Genomic DNA, 17354 nt, shown 5'->3' with positions numbered 1-17354 from the left:
TTTCAAGAAATCGGGGTCAGCACGAAGACCGGGATCTGGCGGTCGGTCTTCTTCTGGTAGTCGGCGTAGTCCGGCCAGGCCGCAACGGCGCGCTCCCACCACAGCGCCTTCTCGTCGCCGGTGACCTCGCGCGCCTCATACTCCCTGGTCACCGGGCCGTCCTGCAGTTCCACCCGCGGATGGGCCTTGACGTTGTGGTACCAGACCGGATGCTTCGGTGCGCCGCCCAACGACGCCACGATCGCGTACTGACCGCCGTGCTCCACGCGCATCAGCGGGGTCTTGCGGATCTTGCCCGTCTTGGCGCCGACCGTCGTCAGCAGGATGAGAGGCTTGCCCTTCAGGTCCACGCCCTCGGTCGTTCCGGACTCGGTGATCTGGTCGGCGTGTTCTCTCACCCAGTCCCATGGGCTGGGTGCATACTCTCCGGAAAGTGCCATCTCACCAGCTTAGACGCGCGGACATCCGCCGACCTGATCCGGTGTTTCGGCTGGCCGAAAACTCAGTTACGAGCTATCGTGTTCCTATGACCACCGCAGGCAACTTCCGCACCGCGGCCGCCCGCGTGACGTGCGACGTTTCGGTTGCGGGTGTGCCGTGGCCCGCGTACAAACTGATCGCCCTCGTGCTGGGCGTCGTGGTCGCGCTGGCGGTCGGAGTCGCGACCGCGACGGCCGCCACGGCGGTGCTCGCCGGCGCCGCGGTGGGGACCGTCACCTGGGTGGTGTTCAGCGCCCTCTGTTCGTCGCGCCTCTAGCCCTCGATCAGTCGTTTCAGCGTCGCCAGATCGGCGGCCACCGCCTCGGTGTCGGCCTCGAACTCCTCGTCGGTCATTCCCTCTCGTCGGCGCACGCTGAAGACCACCTCGCATCGCGACGCGTCACCGTCGGTCGGCACGCTCCACGGCTGCACCCGAATCGGGTTGTAGACCGCTTCCCCGGTGGGCAGACGTACCACGTGGTCGAGCACGCCGAAGTCGTTGCGCGGCGAGAACTCGACGGTCACCTCGCCCATCGGCGAGTCGGCCACCCATCCGCTCGTCGTCTGCCGCAGACCGCCCTCCGCGAGCCCGGCGGCCCACCGCGGCCATGTCTGCGGGTCCGCGGCGAACTCGTAGACGGCCTGGGGCGGCGCCGCGATCTGAGTGCTGACGTGTCGTGACTCCATACGGCCATCCTGGCGCATCACACTGACGTAATGGAGTCACCGCCGGAACAGCATCACGTGCCGCTCTGGCTGCGGCGCGGCGATCCCGAGGGATTACACGCTGGTTCCGCGGTGGCCGCTGGTGGTGTCGGAGGGGCTCCTGCTGCTGGCACTGCTGGCGATCAACCCGCGGGTGATGACGCGGCGAACGCGGTTCGGCCGGTACGCCACCTGGGTCTTGCTTGCGGTGATCACGCTCGACAACACACTGTCGGCGGTCGTGCTGGCCGTTGGCATCGTGAGCGGCGGCGAGAGCAACGACGCGGCGGTGCTGCTCGGCAGCGGCGCGTCGATCATCGTCACCAATGTGATCGTATTCGGCATCTGGTACTGGGAACTGGACCGGGGCGGGCCGTTCGCCCGTCACGCCGGCGAGCGGCCCTACCCCGACTTCCTGTTTCCGCAGATGACGACTCCCGTTGTGGCCGAACCGGATTGGCGCCCGACCTTCGTCGACTACTTCTACGTCAGCGTGACGAACGTGATGGCATTCTCCCCGACCGATACCATGCCGCTCGCACGCTGGGCCAAGATGTTGATGACGGTGCAGGCGATCGTCGCGTTGGGGACCGCCGGGCTGGTCGTCGCACGGGCGGTCAATGTCCTGAACTGATCGTCAGCCGCCCAGGCAGCCGGGACCCAGCAACGCCTTCAAATCGCCCATCAACGCCGACGACGGTGTCACCCGCAGCGACGTGTCGAGTTCGAGCGTGGTGATCCGTTCCCCGCTGATCAACCGCAGATGCACCTGTGAGGTGCCGGGATGACGTGCGAGGACCTGCTTGAGCGCGGTGACCTTGTCCACCGTGCACTGCCGCGTCGGCAGGCTGACCGCCAAGGGGCGATCCAGTTGCGCGTTCGAGAAGTCCGGCACCACAAGGTCGTTGGCGATCAGCGAGATCCGGTCGTCGCGGATCGCCACCTTCGCGCCGACCAGCACGACGGCGTCGTCGGCGATCTCGGCGCCGAACGTCGAGTAAGTCTGCGGGAAGAACAGAACCTCGATGCCGCCGGTCAGGTCCTCGAGTTGCGCTGACGCCCATGGCAACCCGTTCTTGTTGACCCGTCGGTTCACCGATGCCAGGATGCCGCCGACCCGGACCTGCGTCTCGTTGGCGACGTCGCCGTCGAGGATGGCCGGGATCGCCGTGTCGACCTGGGCTGCCAGCAGGTGGGCGATGCCGTTGAGCGGATGACCGGAGACGTAGAGGCCGAGCATCTCGCGTTCCAGCGCGAGTTTGTGCTTGTCCTCCCACTCCTCGTCGGGCACCTTGATGGTGAACACCGCATCGGTGGCCGTATCGGCGCCGCCGAACAGGTCGAACTGCCCCATCGCTTCGGCCTTCTTGGTGCCGAGCACGGAGTCGACGGCGTCGGTGTGGATCAGGAACAGCCCCTTGCGCGGGTGCCCCAGCGAGTCGAACGCGCCGGCCTTGATCAGCGACTCGGTGACCTTCTTGTTGCAGGGCCCGATCTCGATCTTGTTCAGGTAGTCGGAGAAGTCGATGAACTTCCCCTTCTCGGTGCGCGTATTGATCACCGAGGCAACGACATTGGCGCCTACGTTGCGCACCGCGCCCAGCCCGTAGCGGATGTCCTCGCCCACCGAGGCGAAGTTCAGGTGCGACTCGTTGACGTCGGGCGGAAGCACCGTGATGCCGAGCCTGCGGCAATCGGCCAGGTACACCGCGGCCTTGTCCTTGTCGTCACCCACCGAGGTGAGCAGCCCCGCCATGTATTCGGCCGGGTAGTTGGCCTTGAGGTAGGCCGTCCAGTACGAGACCAGGCCGTAGCCGGCGGCGTGCGACTTGTTGAAGGCGTAGTCGGCGAACGGCAGCACCGTGTCCCACAGCGCCTTGATGGCGGCGGCGGAGAAGCCGTTGGCCTTCATACCCTCCGAGAAGCCTTCGAACTCCTTCTCCAGGACTTCGCGCTTCTTCTTGCCCATGGCCTTGCGCAGAATGTCTGCTCGGGCCAGCGAGTAACCGGCCACCTTCTGCGCGATGCGCATGATCTGCTCTTGGTAGACGATCAGGCCGTAGGTCTCGGCGAGGATCTCGCGCAGTGATTCCTCGAGTTCCGGGTGGATCGGCTTGATGGCCTGCCGGCCGTTCTTCCGGTCGGCGTAGTCGTTGTGGGCGTTCATGCCCATCGGTCCGGGCCGGTACAGCGCGATCACCGCGACGACGTCTTCGAAGCCGGTGGGCTGCATACGCCGCAGCAGGTCGCGCATCGGTCCGCCGTCGAGCTGGAACACGCCGAGCGTGTCGCCGCGGCCCAGCAGCTCGTAGGTCGGTTTGTCGTCGAGCGGAACGGATTCCAGGTCGAGCTCGATGCCGCGGTTGGCTCGGATGTTCTCCAGCGCGTCACCGATGATCGTCAGGTTGCGCAGCCCGAGGAAGTCCATCTTCAACAGGCCGATGGCCTCGCACGACGGGTAATCCCAGCCCGTGATCACCGCGCCGTCCTGAGGACGTTTCCACAGCGGGATCGCGTCGATCAGCGGCTCGGAGCTCATGATCACCGCGCAGGCGTGCACGCCGGCGTTGCGCACCAGACCCTCGAGCCCGCGCGCGGTCTCGTAGATGGTGCGCACGTCGGGATCGGTGTCGATCAGGCCGCGGACCTCGGCGGCCTCCTTGTACCGCTCATGGTTGGGATCGGTGATCCCCGACAGCGGGATGTCCTTCGCCATGATCGGCGGAGGCAGCGCCTTGGTGATCCGGTCAGCGATGGCGAAGCCCGGCTGGCCATAATGCACACGCGCCGAATCCTTGAGTGCGGCTTTCGTTTTGATGGTGCCGAAGGTGATCACCTGGGCCACCCGGTCGCTGCCCCATTTGTTGGCGGCATAGCGGAGCATCTCACCGCGGCGACGGTCGTCGAAGTCGATGTCGATATCGGGCATCGACACACGCTCGGGGTTGAGGAACCGCTCGAACAGCAGCCCGTACGGGATGGGGTCGATGTTGGTGATGCCCAGCGCATAGGCCACCAGCGAGCCGGCGGCCGATCCGCGGCCGGGCCCGACCCGGATGTCGACCGACCGCGCGTAGTTGATGAGGTCGGCGACGATCAGGAAGTACGACGGGTAGCCCTTGTCGCAGATGACCTTGATCTCGTAGTCGGCGCGGTCGAGGTACTCCTGCGGCACCTCGCTCGACGGGAAGCGCCGGTTGAGCCCCTCGTGAACCTCATGGCGCAACCAGGTTTCCGGCGTGTGGCCCTCGGGGACGGGGAACACCGGCATCCGGTCGCGCACCGTCCACACGTCCTCGTAGGACGTCACCCGCTCGGCGATCAGCAGCGTCGAGTCGCACGCGCCGGGCACCTGGCCGTCCCACAGCGCGCGCATCTCTGCGGCGGTCTTGAGGTAGTAACCGTCACCGTCGAACTTGAAGCGGTTCGGATCCGACAGCGTCTTGCCGGTCTGGATGCACAGCAGGGCCTCGTGGTTCTGGGAGGCGTCGCGGGTGACGTAGTGGCAGTCGTTGGTGGCCAGCGGCGGGATGTTGAGCTTGCGCCCGATGTCGAGCAGGCCCTCGCGCACGCGGCGTTCGATGTCGAGGCCGTGGTCCATCAGCTCGAGGAAGAAGTTGTCCGGCCCGAAGATCTCCCGCCACTTGGCGGCGGCAGCCACGGCCTCGTCATAGTGACCGAGCCGCAGCCGAGTCTGCACCTCGCCCGAGGGGCAGCCGGTGGTGGCGATGATGCCCTCGGCGTGTTCGGCGATCAGCTCGGCGTCCATCCGCGACCACTTGCCGAGCTGGCCTTCGAACGATGCGAGCGACGACAGCTTGAACAGGTTACGCAGCCCGGTCGCGTTCTCGGCGACCATCGTCATGTGGGTGTAGGACCCGCTGCCGGATACGTCGTCACCCTTTTGGCTCGGATCACCCCACAGCACGCGCTTGGTCTCAAAGCGCGACGCGGGCGCGATGTAGGCCTCGACACCGATGATCGGCTTGATCCCGGCATCGGTGGCGGCGTTGTAAAACTCGCTGGCGCCGAACATGTTTCCGTGGTCGGTCATCCCGATCGCGGGCATCTCGAGCCGCTGAGCCTCCGCGAGCATCGGCTTGACCTTCGCGGCACCGTCCAGCATCGAGTACTCGGTGTGGTTGTGCAGGTGCACGAACGAACGCGAATCCGAAAGGCTCATAGGGAGGCCAGTCTATGACCGCACTCCGACACTTCCCGGCGTGTCGCAGAAGCGTGTCTCCGAGGTGCGTGGGGAAATCCGCCGGCGCCCTAGACGGGTAACCGCGACTACCGGTTCGGATCCGCCGAACCGCCCGAAGAACCCCAGGTCAACTGGAAGCCTCGCAAAGTTCTCGCTCGGCGCGGGACCGGCGAATGGCGTCGGCGCTGAAGATGAGCAGCGCCACCCAGATCAGCGCGAAACCCAGCCAGCGGGCCGGCGGCATCGGCTCCCTGCCGATGAGCACGCCCCAGCTCATCTGCATCACCGGGGTCATGTAGAAAAGCAAGCCCATCGTCACCAGCGGCAATCGCTGCGCGGCAGCGGCAAACAGCAGGAGCGGCAGGGCCGTCACCACCCCGGACAGCACCATCAGCGCGACGTGGCCGCCGCCGTAACCGGTGAAGGTGCCGTGGCCGGTGCTCTGCAGGACGGCGATGTAGGCGAGCGCGAACGGCGTGGCGATGCCCGCCTCTACCCCGACACTCACCCGCGGATCGGTCGAGACCGCCTTCTTCACCGCGCCGTAGAGGCCGAATGACAGCGCGAGGCCGATCCCGATGTACGGCGGCGCGCCCACTTCCACGGTCAGCACCACCACGCCGATGAGCGCGACGGCCAACGCGGCGAACTGCGCCCGGTTGAGCCTCTCCCGGTACACGATCAACCCCAGCGCGACGACCACCAGCGGGTTGATGAAGTAGCCGAGGGCCGCGTCGACCACATGCCCGTTGTTGACGGCATAGACATAGATTCCCCAGTTGATGGAGATCAGCGCCGACGCGGCGGCGAGCAGCAGCCAGGTGCGGCCGGTCATCTTCTTGAGGTCGCCGAGCCTGCGCACGGCGGCGACCACGACGACCATCAGCAGGAAGTTCCACACGATGCGGTGTGCCAGCACCTCGACGGCCGATGCGGGCTTCAGCAGCGGAAAGAAGGCGGGGAACGTCCCCCAGCACGCATAGGCTCCGACACCGAGCAGCAGGCCGAATTTGCGTGTGTCGCTCACAGTTCGTGATTGCGCAGTGCGTCGAGGGCGTGTTGCAGGTCGGCCGGGTAGGGGCTGGTGATTTCGATGCGACGCCCGTCGGCGGGATGGGCGAACGCCAGCGAGCGAGCGTGCAACCACTGCCGTTCCAGCTTGAGCCGCTTGGCCAGCGTCGGATCGGCTCCGTAGGTGAGGTCGCCGACACATGGGTGGTGCAGCGCGGCGAAATGCACCCGAATCTGGTGTGTGCGACCGGTTTCCAGCTCGATGTCGAGCAGGCTCGCCGCGCGGTGCGCCTCGAGGGTGTCGTAGTGGGTCACGCTGTGCCTGCCGTTCTCGGTGACCGCGAACTTCCAGTCGTGTCCGCGGTGACGCCCGATGGGTGCGTCGATCGTTCCGCTCGACGGATCGGGATGTCCCTGCACCAGCGCGTGATAGCGCTTCTCGACGGTGCGCTGTTTGAAGGCCCGCTTGAGGACCGTGTACGCGCGCTCCGACAGGGCGATGACCATGACGCCCGAGGTGCCCACGTCGAGGCGGTGCACAATGCCCTGGCGTTCGTGGATGCCCGAGGTGCTGATCCGGAAGCCCGCCGCGGCCAGGCCGCCGAGCACCGTCGGACCCGACCAGCCAACCGTGGCGTGGGCGGCGACACCCGGCGGCTTATCCACCGCAACGATGTCCTCGTCGGAGTACAGGATCGCCATGCCGTCGATATCGACGGGTGTGTTCTCAACCGGCGCAGGCGCTTCGGGCAACCGCACGTCCAACCAGGCGCCCGCGACCAGCTTGTCCGACTTGCCGGCGCGGGTGCCGTCGATCTCGACACCGCCCTCCTCGGCCAACGCCGCGGCGGCCGTGCGCGACAAGCCGAGCAGACGCGCGAGACCCGCATCGACGCGCATTCCCGCCAGGCCCTCGGGGATGGGAAGGGACCGATCGGCCATCTATTCGTCCTCGGCGGCCTTCTGCCGCCCGGCGGTGTCCTCGTCGTCGTCCGCTTTGCGCCTGCCCGGGGTGTCGTAGTCGAACCCGAACAACGACAACCCCACCAGCAGGATCGCGCCGCCGACCACGCACGGGTCGGCGACGTTGAACACCGGCCACCACCCGATCGACAGGAAGTCGACGACGTGGCCCTGAAGCGGTCCGGGCGAACGGAAGAAGCGGTCGATCAGGTTGCCGAGCGCGCCGCCGAGGATCATGCCCAACCCCACGGCCCACCACGGCGACACCAGCCGTCGACCCATCCACACGATCCCGATGACGACGCCGGTGGCGATCAGCGTGAGCACCCAGGTGTAGCCGGTGGCCATCGAGAACGCGGCGCCCGAGTTGCGCACCAGAGTCCAGGTGACCGTGTCGCCGATGATCGACACCGGTTGGCCCGGGGTCAGCAGCTTGACCGCGAGAACCTTGGTGACGACGTCGGTGACCAGCACCGCGGCGGCGATGCCGAGCAACAGCGGTAGCCGTCGCCTGGGCGGCGCCACCTTGTCGGTCGTCTCGTCGGCCACGTCCGGGTCGTCAGTCACCGCACCATCATCCCAAAACGCCGATGCGGATGAATTCCGCACCACGGGGTGCGCTGTCGGCCGCCGTCGCCGCTGGGGTTGACGCGCATGGCAACGTGGACGCGTGCACTTCGAGAACATGATTCGCCGAGGCGCCACGATGACCGCAGTCCTGGCCCTGGCCCTGTCCGCCGAGGCGGTGGCGGGTGCCGAGCCGCCTGGAGCCGACGAGATCGACGGCTACCCCGTCGCGCAAGGCTTCTACCGGCCCGGACCGCCGCCCAACTACCACGTGTTCTTCCGCACACCGGACGGTGTGTTCTGCGGCATCGGTCCCAACGGCGGACCCATCGGCTGTGACTGGGTGCCAATGGACGCGCCGCCCGGAACCAACCAGACCTTTCTGACCAGCGGCGGCCCGGCCGAGTACCGCCACTCCCCCACGCCGACGTTCACCCGTGAAGGCGTCGACGTGCTGCCCGCCGGTTATCGGCTCGAAAACTGGGGCGCCAGTTGCGGTGTCGGACATCAGGGCACCGTGACCTGTCAGACGTACGGCGACCACGGGTTCACGATCTCGGCCGTCTACGGAGAGCTCTGGTAGCGCGCCAGTTCGGCGACGTAGTCGGGCCAGTCGAGGGAATCGACCGGATTGGCCCGCTCGATACCGGGCGTGTCGACCGGGAAGGTGCGCGCCTGCCCCGGCCCGCTGGTGCGCGTCTCGAATCGCACCGTCATCACGCCGTGGCCGGCCCCCTGGATCCAGCCGTGTCCGAAGTCCGGATGGGTGACGTCGTCGCCGATGCGCCACGCGGGTGCGGTGGCGGCGAGCTCCGTGACGGTCGGCGGCAGCCCCGTCTGCGTCGCGTCGTCATCCGACGCCAGCTCCAGGTCCGGGAACAACGACTCCTGCTGAACATCCGAGAGTCCCGAGAATCCGACGCCGAGAAGGCGAATCGGGCCGACCTCGACGGGGTCGAGCAGGAGTCGGCGCGCGGTCGTGATCAACGTGGCGGCGTCGGTGGTGGCATACGGCAGCGTCGCCGAGCGGGTGAGCGTGCTCATGTCGGACTTCTTCAGCTTCACGGTGACGGTGCGCGCGCCGCGGCCGTCCCTCTCCAGGCGGCGGTGGGCGTGCTCGCCGATGGGCCCCATCGCCTCGCGGAGCTGGTCGAGGGTGGTCAGATCCTCGGGGAAGGTGGACTCGGCGCTGATCTGTTTCGCGGGCGCGTTCTCGGCCACCGGCCGGTCGTCGATGCCGCGGGCGAGCCGGTGCAGCGCCGGGCCCACCGTGCCGCCGAGGATGTCGGCCGCCTCGGCCTCGCTCAACGCGGCGAAGGCGCCGATGGTCTCGATGCCGAGCCGGTGCAGCTTCTCCCCTGCGACGGGCCCGATCCCCCACAGCCGGCGTACCGGTAGGCCGTCGAGCAGCGTGCGTTCCTCATCGCGGCTGACCACCCGCATCCCGTCGGGTTTCGCCAGCCCGGACGCGATCTTGGCGGTCTGCTTGCCCGAGCCCGCACCGATCGACGCGACGAGCCCCGTCACCTCGAGCACCCGCGCCCGCAGCGTCCGGCAGAACTCCTCGACCTCACTCGCCGGTGCGCCCGCGAGTTCGGCCGGCTCACCGAAAGCCTCGTCGTAGGAAAGCTGCTCGAGCACCGGAACCATCGACCGCACGGTCTCGAACACCCGCCGGCTGGCGACGCCGTACACGACGCCGCGCGGCGGCAGGACCACCGCGGCGGCGCCCACCAACCGGCGGGCCTGATGCATCGGCATCGCCGACTTCGCGCCGTACACCCGCGACTCGTAGCTCGCCCCCGCCACCACGCCGCGGCCGCCCAGCCCGCCGACCAACACCGGGCGCCCCCGCAACGTGGGACGGGTCAGCTGCTCGACCGACGCGAAGAAGGCGTCCATGTCGAGGTGCAGAACCCAGCGAGCGTCCACAGCTGCCGATGCTAAGGCGCTAGCCTGACCTGCATGGCAGAGCCGGGCACCGAACCCCTCGCTGTCCCGATCCGGGATGCGTCGATCCGGCTGGGCCAGTTCCTCAAGCTGGCCGGGCTGATCGACTCGGGGGCCGACGCCAAAACGGTGATCGCCGACGGGCTGGTCACCGTCAACGGCGAGGTCGAGCACCGACGCGGCAGGCAGCTGCACCCCGCCGATGTGGTGGTGTTCGCCGGCCGCGGCGCCCGGGTCACCGATGGGTGAATTCGACGCCGCCGTCGACTTCGGCGCCCGGTGCGAGCTGCCCGGCTCCGTGCGCGGGCCGCTGATCGAATCGGTGCGCCGCTTCCAGCTCGGCGAGAGCGGCGACGGGGCCCAGCTCCTGCGCAAAGCCGAGGCTGCCGGTGATCACGACTACACCTGTACTGCAAGGCTTTTCGTCGCCGAGGAACAACAACACGCCGCACTGCTGTTGCGCCTGCTCGGCTATCTCGGCGGGGAGCCCATGCAACGGCGCTGGTCCGACGCCGTGCTCGTGCGGCTGCGCAGGCTGATGGGGCCGCGCGCATCGTCGCCGACGAACACGAGCACGTGCGGTTCCAGGAACACCGGTTACGGGCGGGTTTCGCCCGGACCGGCGTCGCACTGCGCGTGCTCGCGCGCGGTCTGTGGTGGCTCACCGCGATCGGGGCCACGCTCGTCGTCTCCTCCGACCACGGGCCCCTTCTGGACGCGATCGGCTATCGGCGGCGCCGCTTCGTTGCCGATGTGTTCGGCGACTTCACCCAGACCGTGTGCGCGGTGTTCGCCAGGCCGTGACCGTCCGCTAGGACGGCACGCCGGCCTTGGCGATCGCGACCTTCACACCGTCGCCGATCTCGCTGCCGTCGGCCGGATCGCCGAAATCGAAACTGGTCGCCAGTATTTCGCGCGCGATCAGATCGCGGTGCGTCTGGGCCCACGCCTGCCGTTCCTGCGGCACCGAGATCACCACGCTGATCCGGTCAGACACATCGAGACCCGTCGACTTGCGCAGATCCTGCAGTTCGCGGATGCGGTCCTTGGCCCAGCCCTCGGCCTCCAACTCCTCGGTCACGGTGCCGTTGAGCACCACCAGACCGGCCCCATCGGACAGCGCGGCGGTGTATTCGGGGTCCGCCGCGACCAGCCGCGAGCTGTACTCCTCAGGCTGCAACACCGCCGGTCCCGCCGTGAGCGTTCCGTCGGCGTTGGCGACGGCGGCTCCCGCCTTGACGGCCTTGATGGCCGCCTGCACGTCCTTGCCCAACCGGGGACCCGCGACGCGGGCGTTGACCGTCAGCTCGAACCGACCGTAGGCGTCGATATCGTCGGTGAGCTCGACCGCCTTGACATTGAGCTCGTCGGCGATGAGGTCGGTGAACGGCTCCAGTCGTTGCGGATTATCCACGGCCACCGTCAGTTTCGGCAGCGGCAGCCGCACGCGCAACTTTTTGGCCTTGCGCAGCGACGATCCCGCCGAGGCCACCTCCCGCACCAGGTCCATCGTCTCGACCAGCTCGGTATCGGCGGGCAGCAGCCCCTCTTCCGGCCAGTCGGTCAGGTGCACCGAACGCTCGCCGGTCAGGTCGCGCCAGATCCGTTCGGTCACCAACGGCAGCAGCGGAGCCGCCAGCCGGGCGGTCACCTCCAGCACGGTGTGCAGGGTGTCGATCGCGTCCGGATCCTCCTCCCAGAACCGTGAACGGGACCGTCGCACATACCAATTCGTCAGAGCCTCGGTGAACTGCCGCAGCTCGTCACAGGCACCCGAAATGTCGCAGACGTCGAGCGACGCGGTGAGCTCGTCGCGCAGCACGGCGAGCTTGGCCAGGATGTAGCGGTCCAGCACATGCTCGGAGTCGGTGCGCCAGGTCCCCTTCTTCGGCGCGTACAGCGCGAGGAAGGTGTAGGCGTTCCACAGCGGCAGCAGCACCTGGCGCACACCTTCGCGGATGCCCTGTTCGGTGACGATCAGGTTGCCGCCGCGCAGGATCGGCGAGGCCATCAGGAACCAGCGCATGGCGTCGGAGCCGTCGCGGTCGAAGACCTCGGTCACATCCGGATAGTTGCGCAGCGACTTGCTCATCTTCTGGCCGTCGTTGCCGAGCACGATCCCATGTACCACACAGGTTTTGAACGCGGGCCTGTCGAACAGCGCGGTGGCCAGGATGTGCAGCGTGTAGAACCAGCCGCGGGTCTGGCCGATGTACTCGACGATGAAGTCGCCGGGGAAGTGCGCCTCGTCGCCGCCCGCCCCGCCCGTGAACCACTCGGCGTGTTCGAACGGGTAGTGCACCTGCGCGTAGGGCATCGAGCCCGAGTCGAACCAGACGTCGAACACGTCCTCGATGCGCCGCATCGTCGATTTGCCCGTCGGATCGTCCGGATTGGGCCGGGTGAGCTCGTCGATGTAGGGCCGGTGCAGATCGGTCGGGCGTACGCCGAAGTCGCGCTCGAGTTCGTCGAGGCTGCCGTAGACGTCGATGCGCGGATAGGCCGGATCGTCGGACTTCCACACCGGAATCGGAGTGCCCCAGTAGCGATTCCGCGAAATCGACCAGTCGCGGGCGCCGGCCAGCCACTTGCCGAACTGGCCGTCCTTGACGTGCTCGGGATACCAGGTGATCTGCTGGTTGAGCTCCACCATGCGGTCGCGGAATTCGGTGACCTTGATGAACCACGACGACACGGCGCGATAGATCAGCGGGTTGCGGCACCGCCAGCAGTGTGGATAGGAGTGCTCGTAGGTGTCGTGCCGCAAGAGCACCGCGCCGTGGGCCGTCGCGGGTCCGGACTGGTTCTTCAGGTCGCGGATGATCTGTGGGTTGGCGTCGAAGACGTGCTGTCCGGCGTAATCGGGCACGGTGGCGTCGAAGCGGCCGCGCGGGTCGACCGGCGTCACCGCCTCGATGCCCGCGGCCTGCGCGGTGAGCATGTCGTCTTCGCCGTAGGCCGGCGACATGTGCACGATGCCGGTGCCGTCCTCGGTGCTGACGAAGTCGGCGGACAGCACCCGGAACGATCGGGGTGCGTCGGCGAAGTACGGAAACGGCGGCAGGTAGCGGGTCTCGAGGAGGTCGCGACCGGTGTAGGTGGCCAGCACCTCCGGCTCCTCACCCAGCTCCCGCGCGTACGCCGCGACCCGGGCCTCCGCGAGCACGAAACGCCGTCCGTCGGGCGCCTTCACCTGCACGTAGGTGACCTCGGGGTGCACCGCGACCGCCTGGTTGGACGGCAGGGTCCACGGGGTCGTGGTCCAGATCAACAGATACGCGCCGTCGAGCTGACCGCCGTCAACCCGGAAGCCGACGGTGATCGCGGGATCCTGCCGGCTCTGGTAGACGTCGTCGTCCATCCGCAGCTCGTGGCTGGACAACGGGGTCTCGTCGTTCCAGCAGTACGGCAGCACGCGATTGCCCTCGTAGGCAAGGCCCTTGTCCCACAACTGTTTGAAGGCCCAGATCACCGATTCCATGAACTCGGGCTCGAGGGTCTTGTAGTCGTTGTCGAAGTCCACCCAGCGGGCCTGCCGGGTCACGTAGGCACGCCACTCGTTGGTGTACTTGAGCACCGAGGCGCGGCAGGCATCGTTGAACTTCTCGATACCCATCTCCTCGATCTGCGCCTTGTCGGTGATGCCGAGCTGACGCTGCACCTCGAGTTCGGCGGGCAGGCCGTGGGTGTCCCAACCGAAACGGCGCTCCACCTTGTAACCCCGCATGGTGCGATACCGCGGAACGATGTCCTTGACGTATCCGGTCAGCAGGTGTCCGTAGTGCGGCAGCCCGTTGGCGAACGGCGGGCCGTCGTAGAAGACGTACTCGGGGGCGTCGTCGCGGCGGGCGATGCTGGCGCGGAAGGTGTCGTCGCGGTCCCAATATTCGAGGACCTCGGCTTCCAGCGCGGGAAACTTGGGCGCCCCAGCGGACGGCTTCGGGTAGGCGGTCATAGCTCCTGTGCCTCATGACGGCCTCCTCGCCGGAGACCGCGGTGTTCGTTCAAGGCACGGGGACGACGGCCACGCTGGTGCGCGAACGCCGCGGTACCACCCCGCTTGCGCACGGCCCCCACGGAGACGTGCGCCGCTCGGTTAGGGCGCTGACGGGCCCACCCGTTCGGTTCTACTGAGCTCGCACCAACCGAAATCAGGTGGTGACGGGCCGTTCTTCCGAAAGCTCCCCGGTGATGGCCGGATCCACGCCGTTGCGGTGAATCTTACCGCCTTCAGGACGTCAGGCCGGAGACAGTGCGTCCGAGGTCATCTCGACGAGCGAGAGTGGGAACTGTTCGGCCAGCTCCTCGATCGTGTAGGCCTCGAACCGGCTGGTGTCATACCACCAGTCGATACGCACGTCGCCGCCGACGCGGTAGACCCGCACCTCGAGCGCATGGCCGAGACCCGGCGGGGTCTCCTGCACCGCTACGGTTTCGGCGGGTAGCTCACCGATGTAGTTGAAGTACACCTCTGGCGAAGCGGCTTCGTCGCGTTCGGAGGCCGCGGCCAGCGTGTGATGCACGGCGGCCAGCACCTCGGTGCCGCCGGCGCGCTGCGCCGTCACGCACACAAGCGGAACAGCGTCGAGCAGGGCGCCGCGCTCGCTGGCGATGTCGACCTGGACGAGGCCTTCGCCGAGTGTGCGGGCGATCGTCCTGCTGAGGGCCGCCACCAGGATCTCGTCGGCGGGCAGGCCGAGCCAGTCGGTGGCGCCGTCGAGTTCTGCGGTCAGCTCATCGCTCGCGGGTGTGGACACTTTCGCCATGCTGGCGGAGACACCGGCGTCCGCAGCGTCGTAGTCCGTGATGCGGACCGTTGCCGCAGCAAACTCGCCGAGCGGGCGCAGAACCTCTGTCGGCGAAGCCAGGTAGGGAGCAACCATGGGACCAAAGATAGCTCACGTGTCCCAAAAATGGGAGACACCTCTCAAAACTGTGACGTCAGTGTCAATTTAGGCAAACACCTCCAGTTTGCGGACCGCACTGCCCAAACCCGGGACGTTGGTTTACAGTGGGTAGGTGCCCCGGACAGACGAGAACGGCAGACAACTCAAGGCGCTGCTCGACTACCTGCTCGACGGGGACATCGAAGCCAAGGACATCTACGACGCGCTGGGCACGTCCAGCAGCACCTATTACCGCCGTATCAAAGAGCCCGACTATCCCGATGCCGAGGAGCTGCGGCGGGTCGCCGACCGGTTCGGTCTGAATTATCCCGACCTGCAGATCAGGTTCGGTTTGATGACCAGGCAAGAAGTCCTGAGCTGCGTCGAATATCTCGAACGCACAGGCGGATCCGGGCAGACCGCCGTGCGCGAAACGACCAAGGCGCGCACCCGGATTCCGAGACTCTCCGAACTGCGACCGCGGAGTGACGCTCCGCCCCTTTAGCCGTAGACTTTGCTGAGTACCACGGCGGCCCGAAGGCAATCCTCATGGCTTTGGCGACACTCATCGCGATAACGCTTTGCTGTATCGCGTGGAGCCTGTGGATTCGCCGTGTCACCTGGTCCTCCCGGTGGGAGGTGGCGGCCACCCTCAACATCGCACTGCAGGGCATGGCGGTCCTTCTGATGTCTCCGTGGGCGTCCGAAACGCTGGGGGTCGCGCTGCACGCGCTGACCGGGAAATGGAACCTCGAGGACTTCATCGGCCACGACTGCTACATCGTCGCCGCGTCGGCCGTCGTCTACAACGCCCTGGGCCGGCTGCAGGACGACCACCTGCTCCAGCGGTCGTTCAAGCAGTACGTGGAGATACCGGCGACGCTGTGCATTCCGCTGCTGCTCGTCACGTTCTCTCTCGGCAACGGCGCACGGATCTTCAAGCCGGACTTCTTCCAGGTGCCGACCGACTTCTGGCTGAACATGTACTGGCTCATCCTGTGCGGCATCCTGATCTATCTGCTCGGCTACGGCAGCCGGGCCCTGCTGGTGCTGCGCAGGGATCCGCGGTCGCGCAAGATCGCCAACGTCTATCTGATCTCGTCCGCCGCGGGCATCGCCGCGTGCGTGGTGCGGCTGCTCACGGCCTACATCCCGGCACTGCAGCAGCACGACGGCGGCACCACGCTGGTCTGGGTCTTCGCCTGTATGTGCGGCGCTGGGTTCGCGCTGACCTCGGCCGAATCCTGGCGCCAGAAGACCAAGTGGTTCAGCAGCGCGCCCCAGTGACCGCGCAGATCGAGCGCTAACCGGCGACCGGCCGCGACACTTCGGAGTACGGCGCGCCCAGATCGGGCACCGTCTGATAACCGCGCCTGCGCGCCCGCGCCGCATCGCGCCGGATCAAAACGCCGAGACCGGCGAACGTCGCCTGGTCCAGCACCATCCGCGTCAAGAGCCGATTGTGCACGAAGCCGAACGCGAGCCCGCTGCTCGGATCGGCCCAACCGACCGACCCGGCGAGCCCGGCATGGCCGAAGCCGGGCATCAGTCCCGGCGGCACCGGCAGCGAGTGGTATCCGAGGTTGAAGCTCAGCGGCATGACGATGTTGCGGTCCGGCCAATAGCTCGGCCGGCCGGTCAGCATCGCGACGCGCTCCTCGGACAGGAACTGCTTGCCTTCGATGCGGCCGCCGTTGGCGATCGCACCGTATAGCTTGGCCAGGCTCCTGGCCGTCGCGACGCCGTTGGCCGCCGGGATCTCGGCGTCCAGGAACGGGGTATCGCCCTGGACCACCGACTTCATGCCGGGGAAGTACATCGAGCTGAAGATGCCGGAGACCCCGAGCGCCGCGACGCGCGGGGCGACGAAGTTGAAGACGGGGTTGGCCATCGCGCCCTGCGGCGCGAGGATCTGTGCGGCGCTGGTCGGCGCGTCGACCGGCGGCCGGCCCAGGTGCAGGCCGTCGGTGTCGAGCGGCTCGGCCAACTCCTCGCGGATGAGATCGCGCATGCCCTTACCGGTGATCGCGCGGCCCAGCCCGGACATCAGCCAGCCGTAGGTCAGCGCGTGATAGGCCTGATGGCCGAACAGCAGCTTGTTGACGGACGCGGCCGCGACCCGCTGCTCCATGGCGCGGTGGTCGAGCAGTTCGGCCTTGGTGCACCCGTTGAGGTGCGACAGGCCGGCCCGGTGTTGCATCAGCTCGCGCACCGTGATGGCGGCCTTGCCCTTCACGCCGAACTCGGGCCAGTATTCGGCGAGCGGGGTGTCATAGTCGATCAGGCCGCGGTCGGCGAGGCGGTGGATGACGGTCGACGCCAGGCCTTTGGTGACCGAGAAGACCATCGCGCCGGTGTCGGCGTTCCAGAACTGGGTGCCGCGGCGGTCCGAATAGCCGGTCCACACGTCGACGACCGGCTCACCGTGGAGGTAGATCGACAGCGCGCCGCCGCCGTACCGGCGACCGGGGAACAATCGCGAGAAGGCCCGCAAGCTGCACGCGAAGTTGGAATCCGCCGCGCCCTGGACACCATGCGGAAGCGCGACGCTGCGCTCCCGGTAGTTGACACCCGTCACAATTTATTTA

18 protein-coding genes and 1 pseudogene are annotated in these 17354 nt (G+C 67.4%); 8 read left to right on the top strand and 11 right to left on the bottom strand.

Annotation, left to right across the window (positions count from 1 at the left end):
• Nucleotides 1–2: 2 nt before the first annotated feature.
• A complete protein-coding gene (locus tag A5650_RS12555; protein WP_067291316.1) occupies nt 3–440 on the bottom strand; it encodes a nitroreductase family deazaflavin-dependent oxidoreductase in 438 nt (145 codons plus the stop codon).
• Between the two features lie 86 nt (nt 441–526).
• Between A5650_RS12555 and A5650_RS12550 the strand changes: the two genes are divergently transcribed.
• On the top strand, nt 527–757 hold the full coding sequence (locus tag A5650_RS12550) for a hypothetical protein (RefSeq protein ID WP_067291312.1): 231 nt from the start codon (nt 527–529) through the stop codon (nt 755–757).
• On the opposite strand, the gene A5650_RS12545 is transcribed toward A5650_RS12550, so the two are convergent.
• Nucleotides 754–1167 (bottom strand): SRPBCC family protein, encoded by a 414-nt coding sequence (locus tag A5650_RS12545; RefSeq protein ID WP_067291309.1) that lies wholly within the window; start codon nt 1165–1167, stop codon nt 754–756. The genes A5650_RS12550 and A5650_RS12545 overlap by 4 nt on opposite strands.
• Nucleotides 1168–1246: 79 nt before the next feature.
• On the opposite strand from A5650_RS12545, the pseudogene A5650_RS12540 reads away from it, so the two are divergent.
• Nucleotides 1247–1819 (top strand): annotated as a pseudogene (locus A5650_RS12540) (hypothetical protein); the annotation flags it as partial.
• A gap of 3 nt (nt 1820–1822) precedes the next feature.
• Here A5650_RS12540 and dnaE read toward each other — a convergent pair.
• The 4 genes from dnaE to lspA form a co-directional block, all read right to left on the bottom strand.
• Nucleotides 1823–5368: a DNA polymerase III subunit alpha gene (gene dnaE / locus A5650_RS12535; protein WP_067291305.1), complete on the bottom strand. Its 3546-nt coding sequence runs from the start codon at nt 5366–5368 to the stop codon at nt 1823–1825.
• Between the two features lie 148 nt (nt 5369–5516).
• Nucleotides 5517–6416, bottom strand: a complete 900-nt coding sequence (rarD, locus tag A5650_RS12530; protein WP_067291302.1) for an EamA family transporter RarD — start codon at nt 6414–6416, stop codon at nt 5517–5519.
• Nucleotides 6413–7342, bottom strand: coding sequence for an RluA family pseudouridine synthase (locus A5650_RS12525; RefSeq protein ID WP_067291298.1), 930 nt, complete (start codon nt 7340–7342; stop codon nt 6413–6415). The genes rarD and A5650_RS12525 overlap by 4 nt, the downstream gene beginning before the upstream one ends.
• The gene (lspA, locus tag A5650_RS12520; protein ID WP_067291293.1) at nt 7343–7930 is read right to left on the bottom strand and encodes a signal peptidase II; all 588 of its coding nucleotides are present in this window, start codon (nt 7928–7930) and stop codon (nt 7343–7345) included.
• Nucleotides 7931–8069: 139 nt separating this feature from the next.
• Between lspA and A5650_RS12515 the strand changes: the two genes are divergently transcribed.
• Nucleotides 8070–8513 carry a hypothetical protein gene (locus A5650_RS12515; RefSeq protein WP_231992603.1) on the top strand — a complete coding sequence of 148 codons (444 nt, stop codon included), beginning with the start codon at nt 8070–8072 and terminating at the stop codon, nt 8511–8513.
• On the opposite strand, the gene A5650_RS12510 is transcribed toward A5650_RS12515, so the two are convergent.
• Nucleotides 8495–9862 carry a DNA polymerase IV gene (locus A5650_RS12510; protein WP_082950737.1) on the bottom strand — a complete coding sequence of 456 codons (1368 nt, stop codon included), beginning with the start codon at nt 9860–9862 and terminating at the stop codon, nt 8495–8497. The genes A5650_RS12515 and A5650_RS12510 overlap by 19 nt on opposite strands.
• Nucleotides 9863–9895: 33 nt before the next feature.
• Between A5650_RS12510 and A5650_RS12505 the strand changes: the two genes are divergently transcribed.
• The gene (locus A5650_RS12505) at nt 9896–10129 is read left to right on the top strand and encodes an RNA-binding S4 domain-containing protein (protein ID WP_067291290.1); all 234 of its coding nucleotides are present in this window, start codon (nt 9896–9898) and stop codon (nt 10127–10129) included.
• Here the strand turns inward: A5650_RS12505 and A5650_RS26805 are convergent.
• On the bottom strand, nt 10116–10277 hold the full coding sequence (locus tag A5650_RS26805; RefSeq protein ID WP_156744111.1) for a hypothetical protein: 162 nt from the start codon (nt 10275–10277) through the stop codon (nt 10116–10118). The two genes, A5650_RS12505 and A5650_RS26805, sit on opposite strands and share 14 nt — an antisense overlap.
• Before the next feature lie 179 nt (nt 10278–10456).
• Here A5650_RS26805 and A5650_RS12500 point away from each other — a divergent pair, with 179 nt between their 5' ends.
• On the top strand, nt 10457–10684 hold the full coding sequence (locus A5650_RS12500) for a hypothetical protein (RefSeq protein WP_067291287.1): 228 nt from the start codon (nt 10457–10459) through the stop codon (nt 10682–10684).
• A 7-nt stretch (nt 10685–10691) separates the two neighbouring features.
• Here A5650_RS12500 and ileS read toward each other — a convergent pair whose 3' ends face one another.
• Nucleotides 10692–13835: an isoleucine--tRNA ligase gene (ileS, locus tag A5650_RS12495; RefSeq protein ID WP_067291283.1), complete on the bottom strand. Its 3144-nt coding sequence runs from the start codon at nt 13833–13835 to the stop codon at nt 10692–10694.
• 14 nt (nt 13836–13849) lie between these two features.
• Here ileS and A5650_RS26800 point away from each other — a divergent pair, with 14 nt between their 5' ends.
• Nucleotides 13850–14014 (top strand): hypothetical protein, encoded by a 165-nt coding sequence (locus A5650_RS26800; protein WP_156744110.1) that lies wholly within the window; start codon nt 13850–13852, stop codon nt 14012–14014.
• A 104-nt stretch (nt 14015–14118) separates the two neighbouring features.
• Here A5650_RS26800 and A5650_RS12490 read toward each other — a convergent pair whose 3' ends face one another.
• Nucleotides 14119–14763 carry a hypothetical protein gene (locus tag A5650_RS12490; protein ID WP_067291280.1) on the bottom strand — a complete coding sequence of 215 codons (645 nt, stop codon included), beginning with the start codon at nt 14761–14763 and terminating at the stop codon, nt 14119–14121.
• Between the two features lie 136 nt (nt 14764–14899).
• Between A5650_RS12490 and A5650_RS12485 the strand changes: the two genes are divergently transcribed.
• Entirely contained in the window at nt 14900–15271 is a 372-nt protein-coding gene (locus A5650_RS12485) for a DNA-binding protein (protein WP_067291277.1), read from the top strand.
• 44 nt (nt 15272–15315) lie between these two features.
• Nucleotides 15316–16053 (top strand): hypothetical protein, encoded by a 738-nt coding sequence (locus A5650_RS12480; protein WP_067291274.1) that lies wholly within the window; start codon nt 15316–15318, stop codon nt 16051–16053.
• A gap of 16 nt (nt 16054–16069) precedes the next feature.
• Here A5650_RS12480 and lipL read toward each other — a convergent pair whose 3' ends face one another.
• Complete coding sequence (gene lipL / locus A5650_RS12475) at nt 16070–17344, bottom strand: esterase/beta-lactamase LipL (protein WP_067291271.1); 1275 nt, start codon at nt 17342–17344, stop codon at nt 16070–16072.
• Between the last annotated feature and the right edge of the window lie 10 nt (nt 17345–17354).

Origin of the sequence: Mycobacterium sp. 1164985.4, from assembly GCF_001668575.1 — a bacterium.
Classification (GTDB): domain Bacteria; phylum Actinomycetota; class Actinomycetes; order Mycobacteriales; family Mycobacteriaceae; genus Mycobacterium.
The sequence above is the reverse complement of the archived record's forward strand: the minus strand, read 5'-3'. Positions and strand labels throughout refer to the sequence as shown.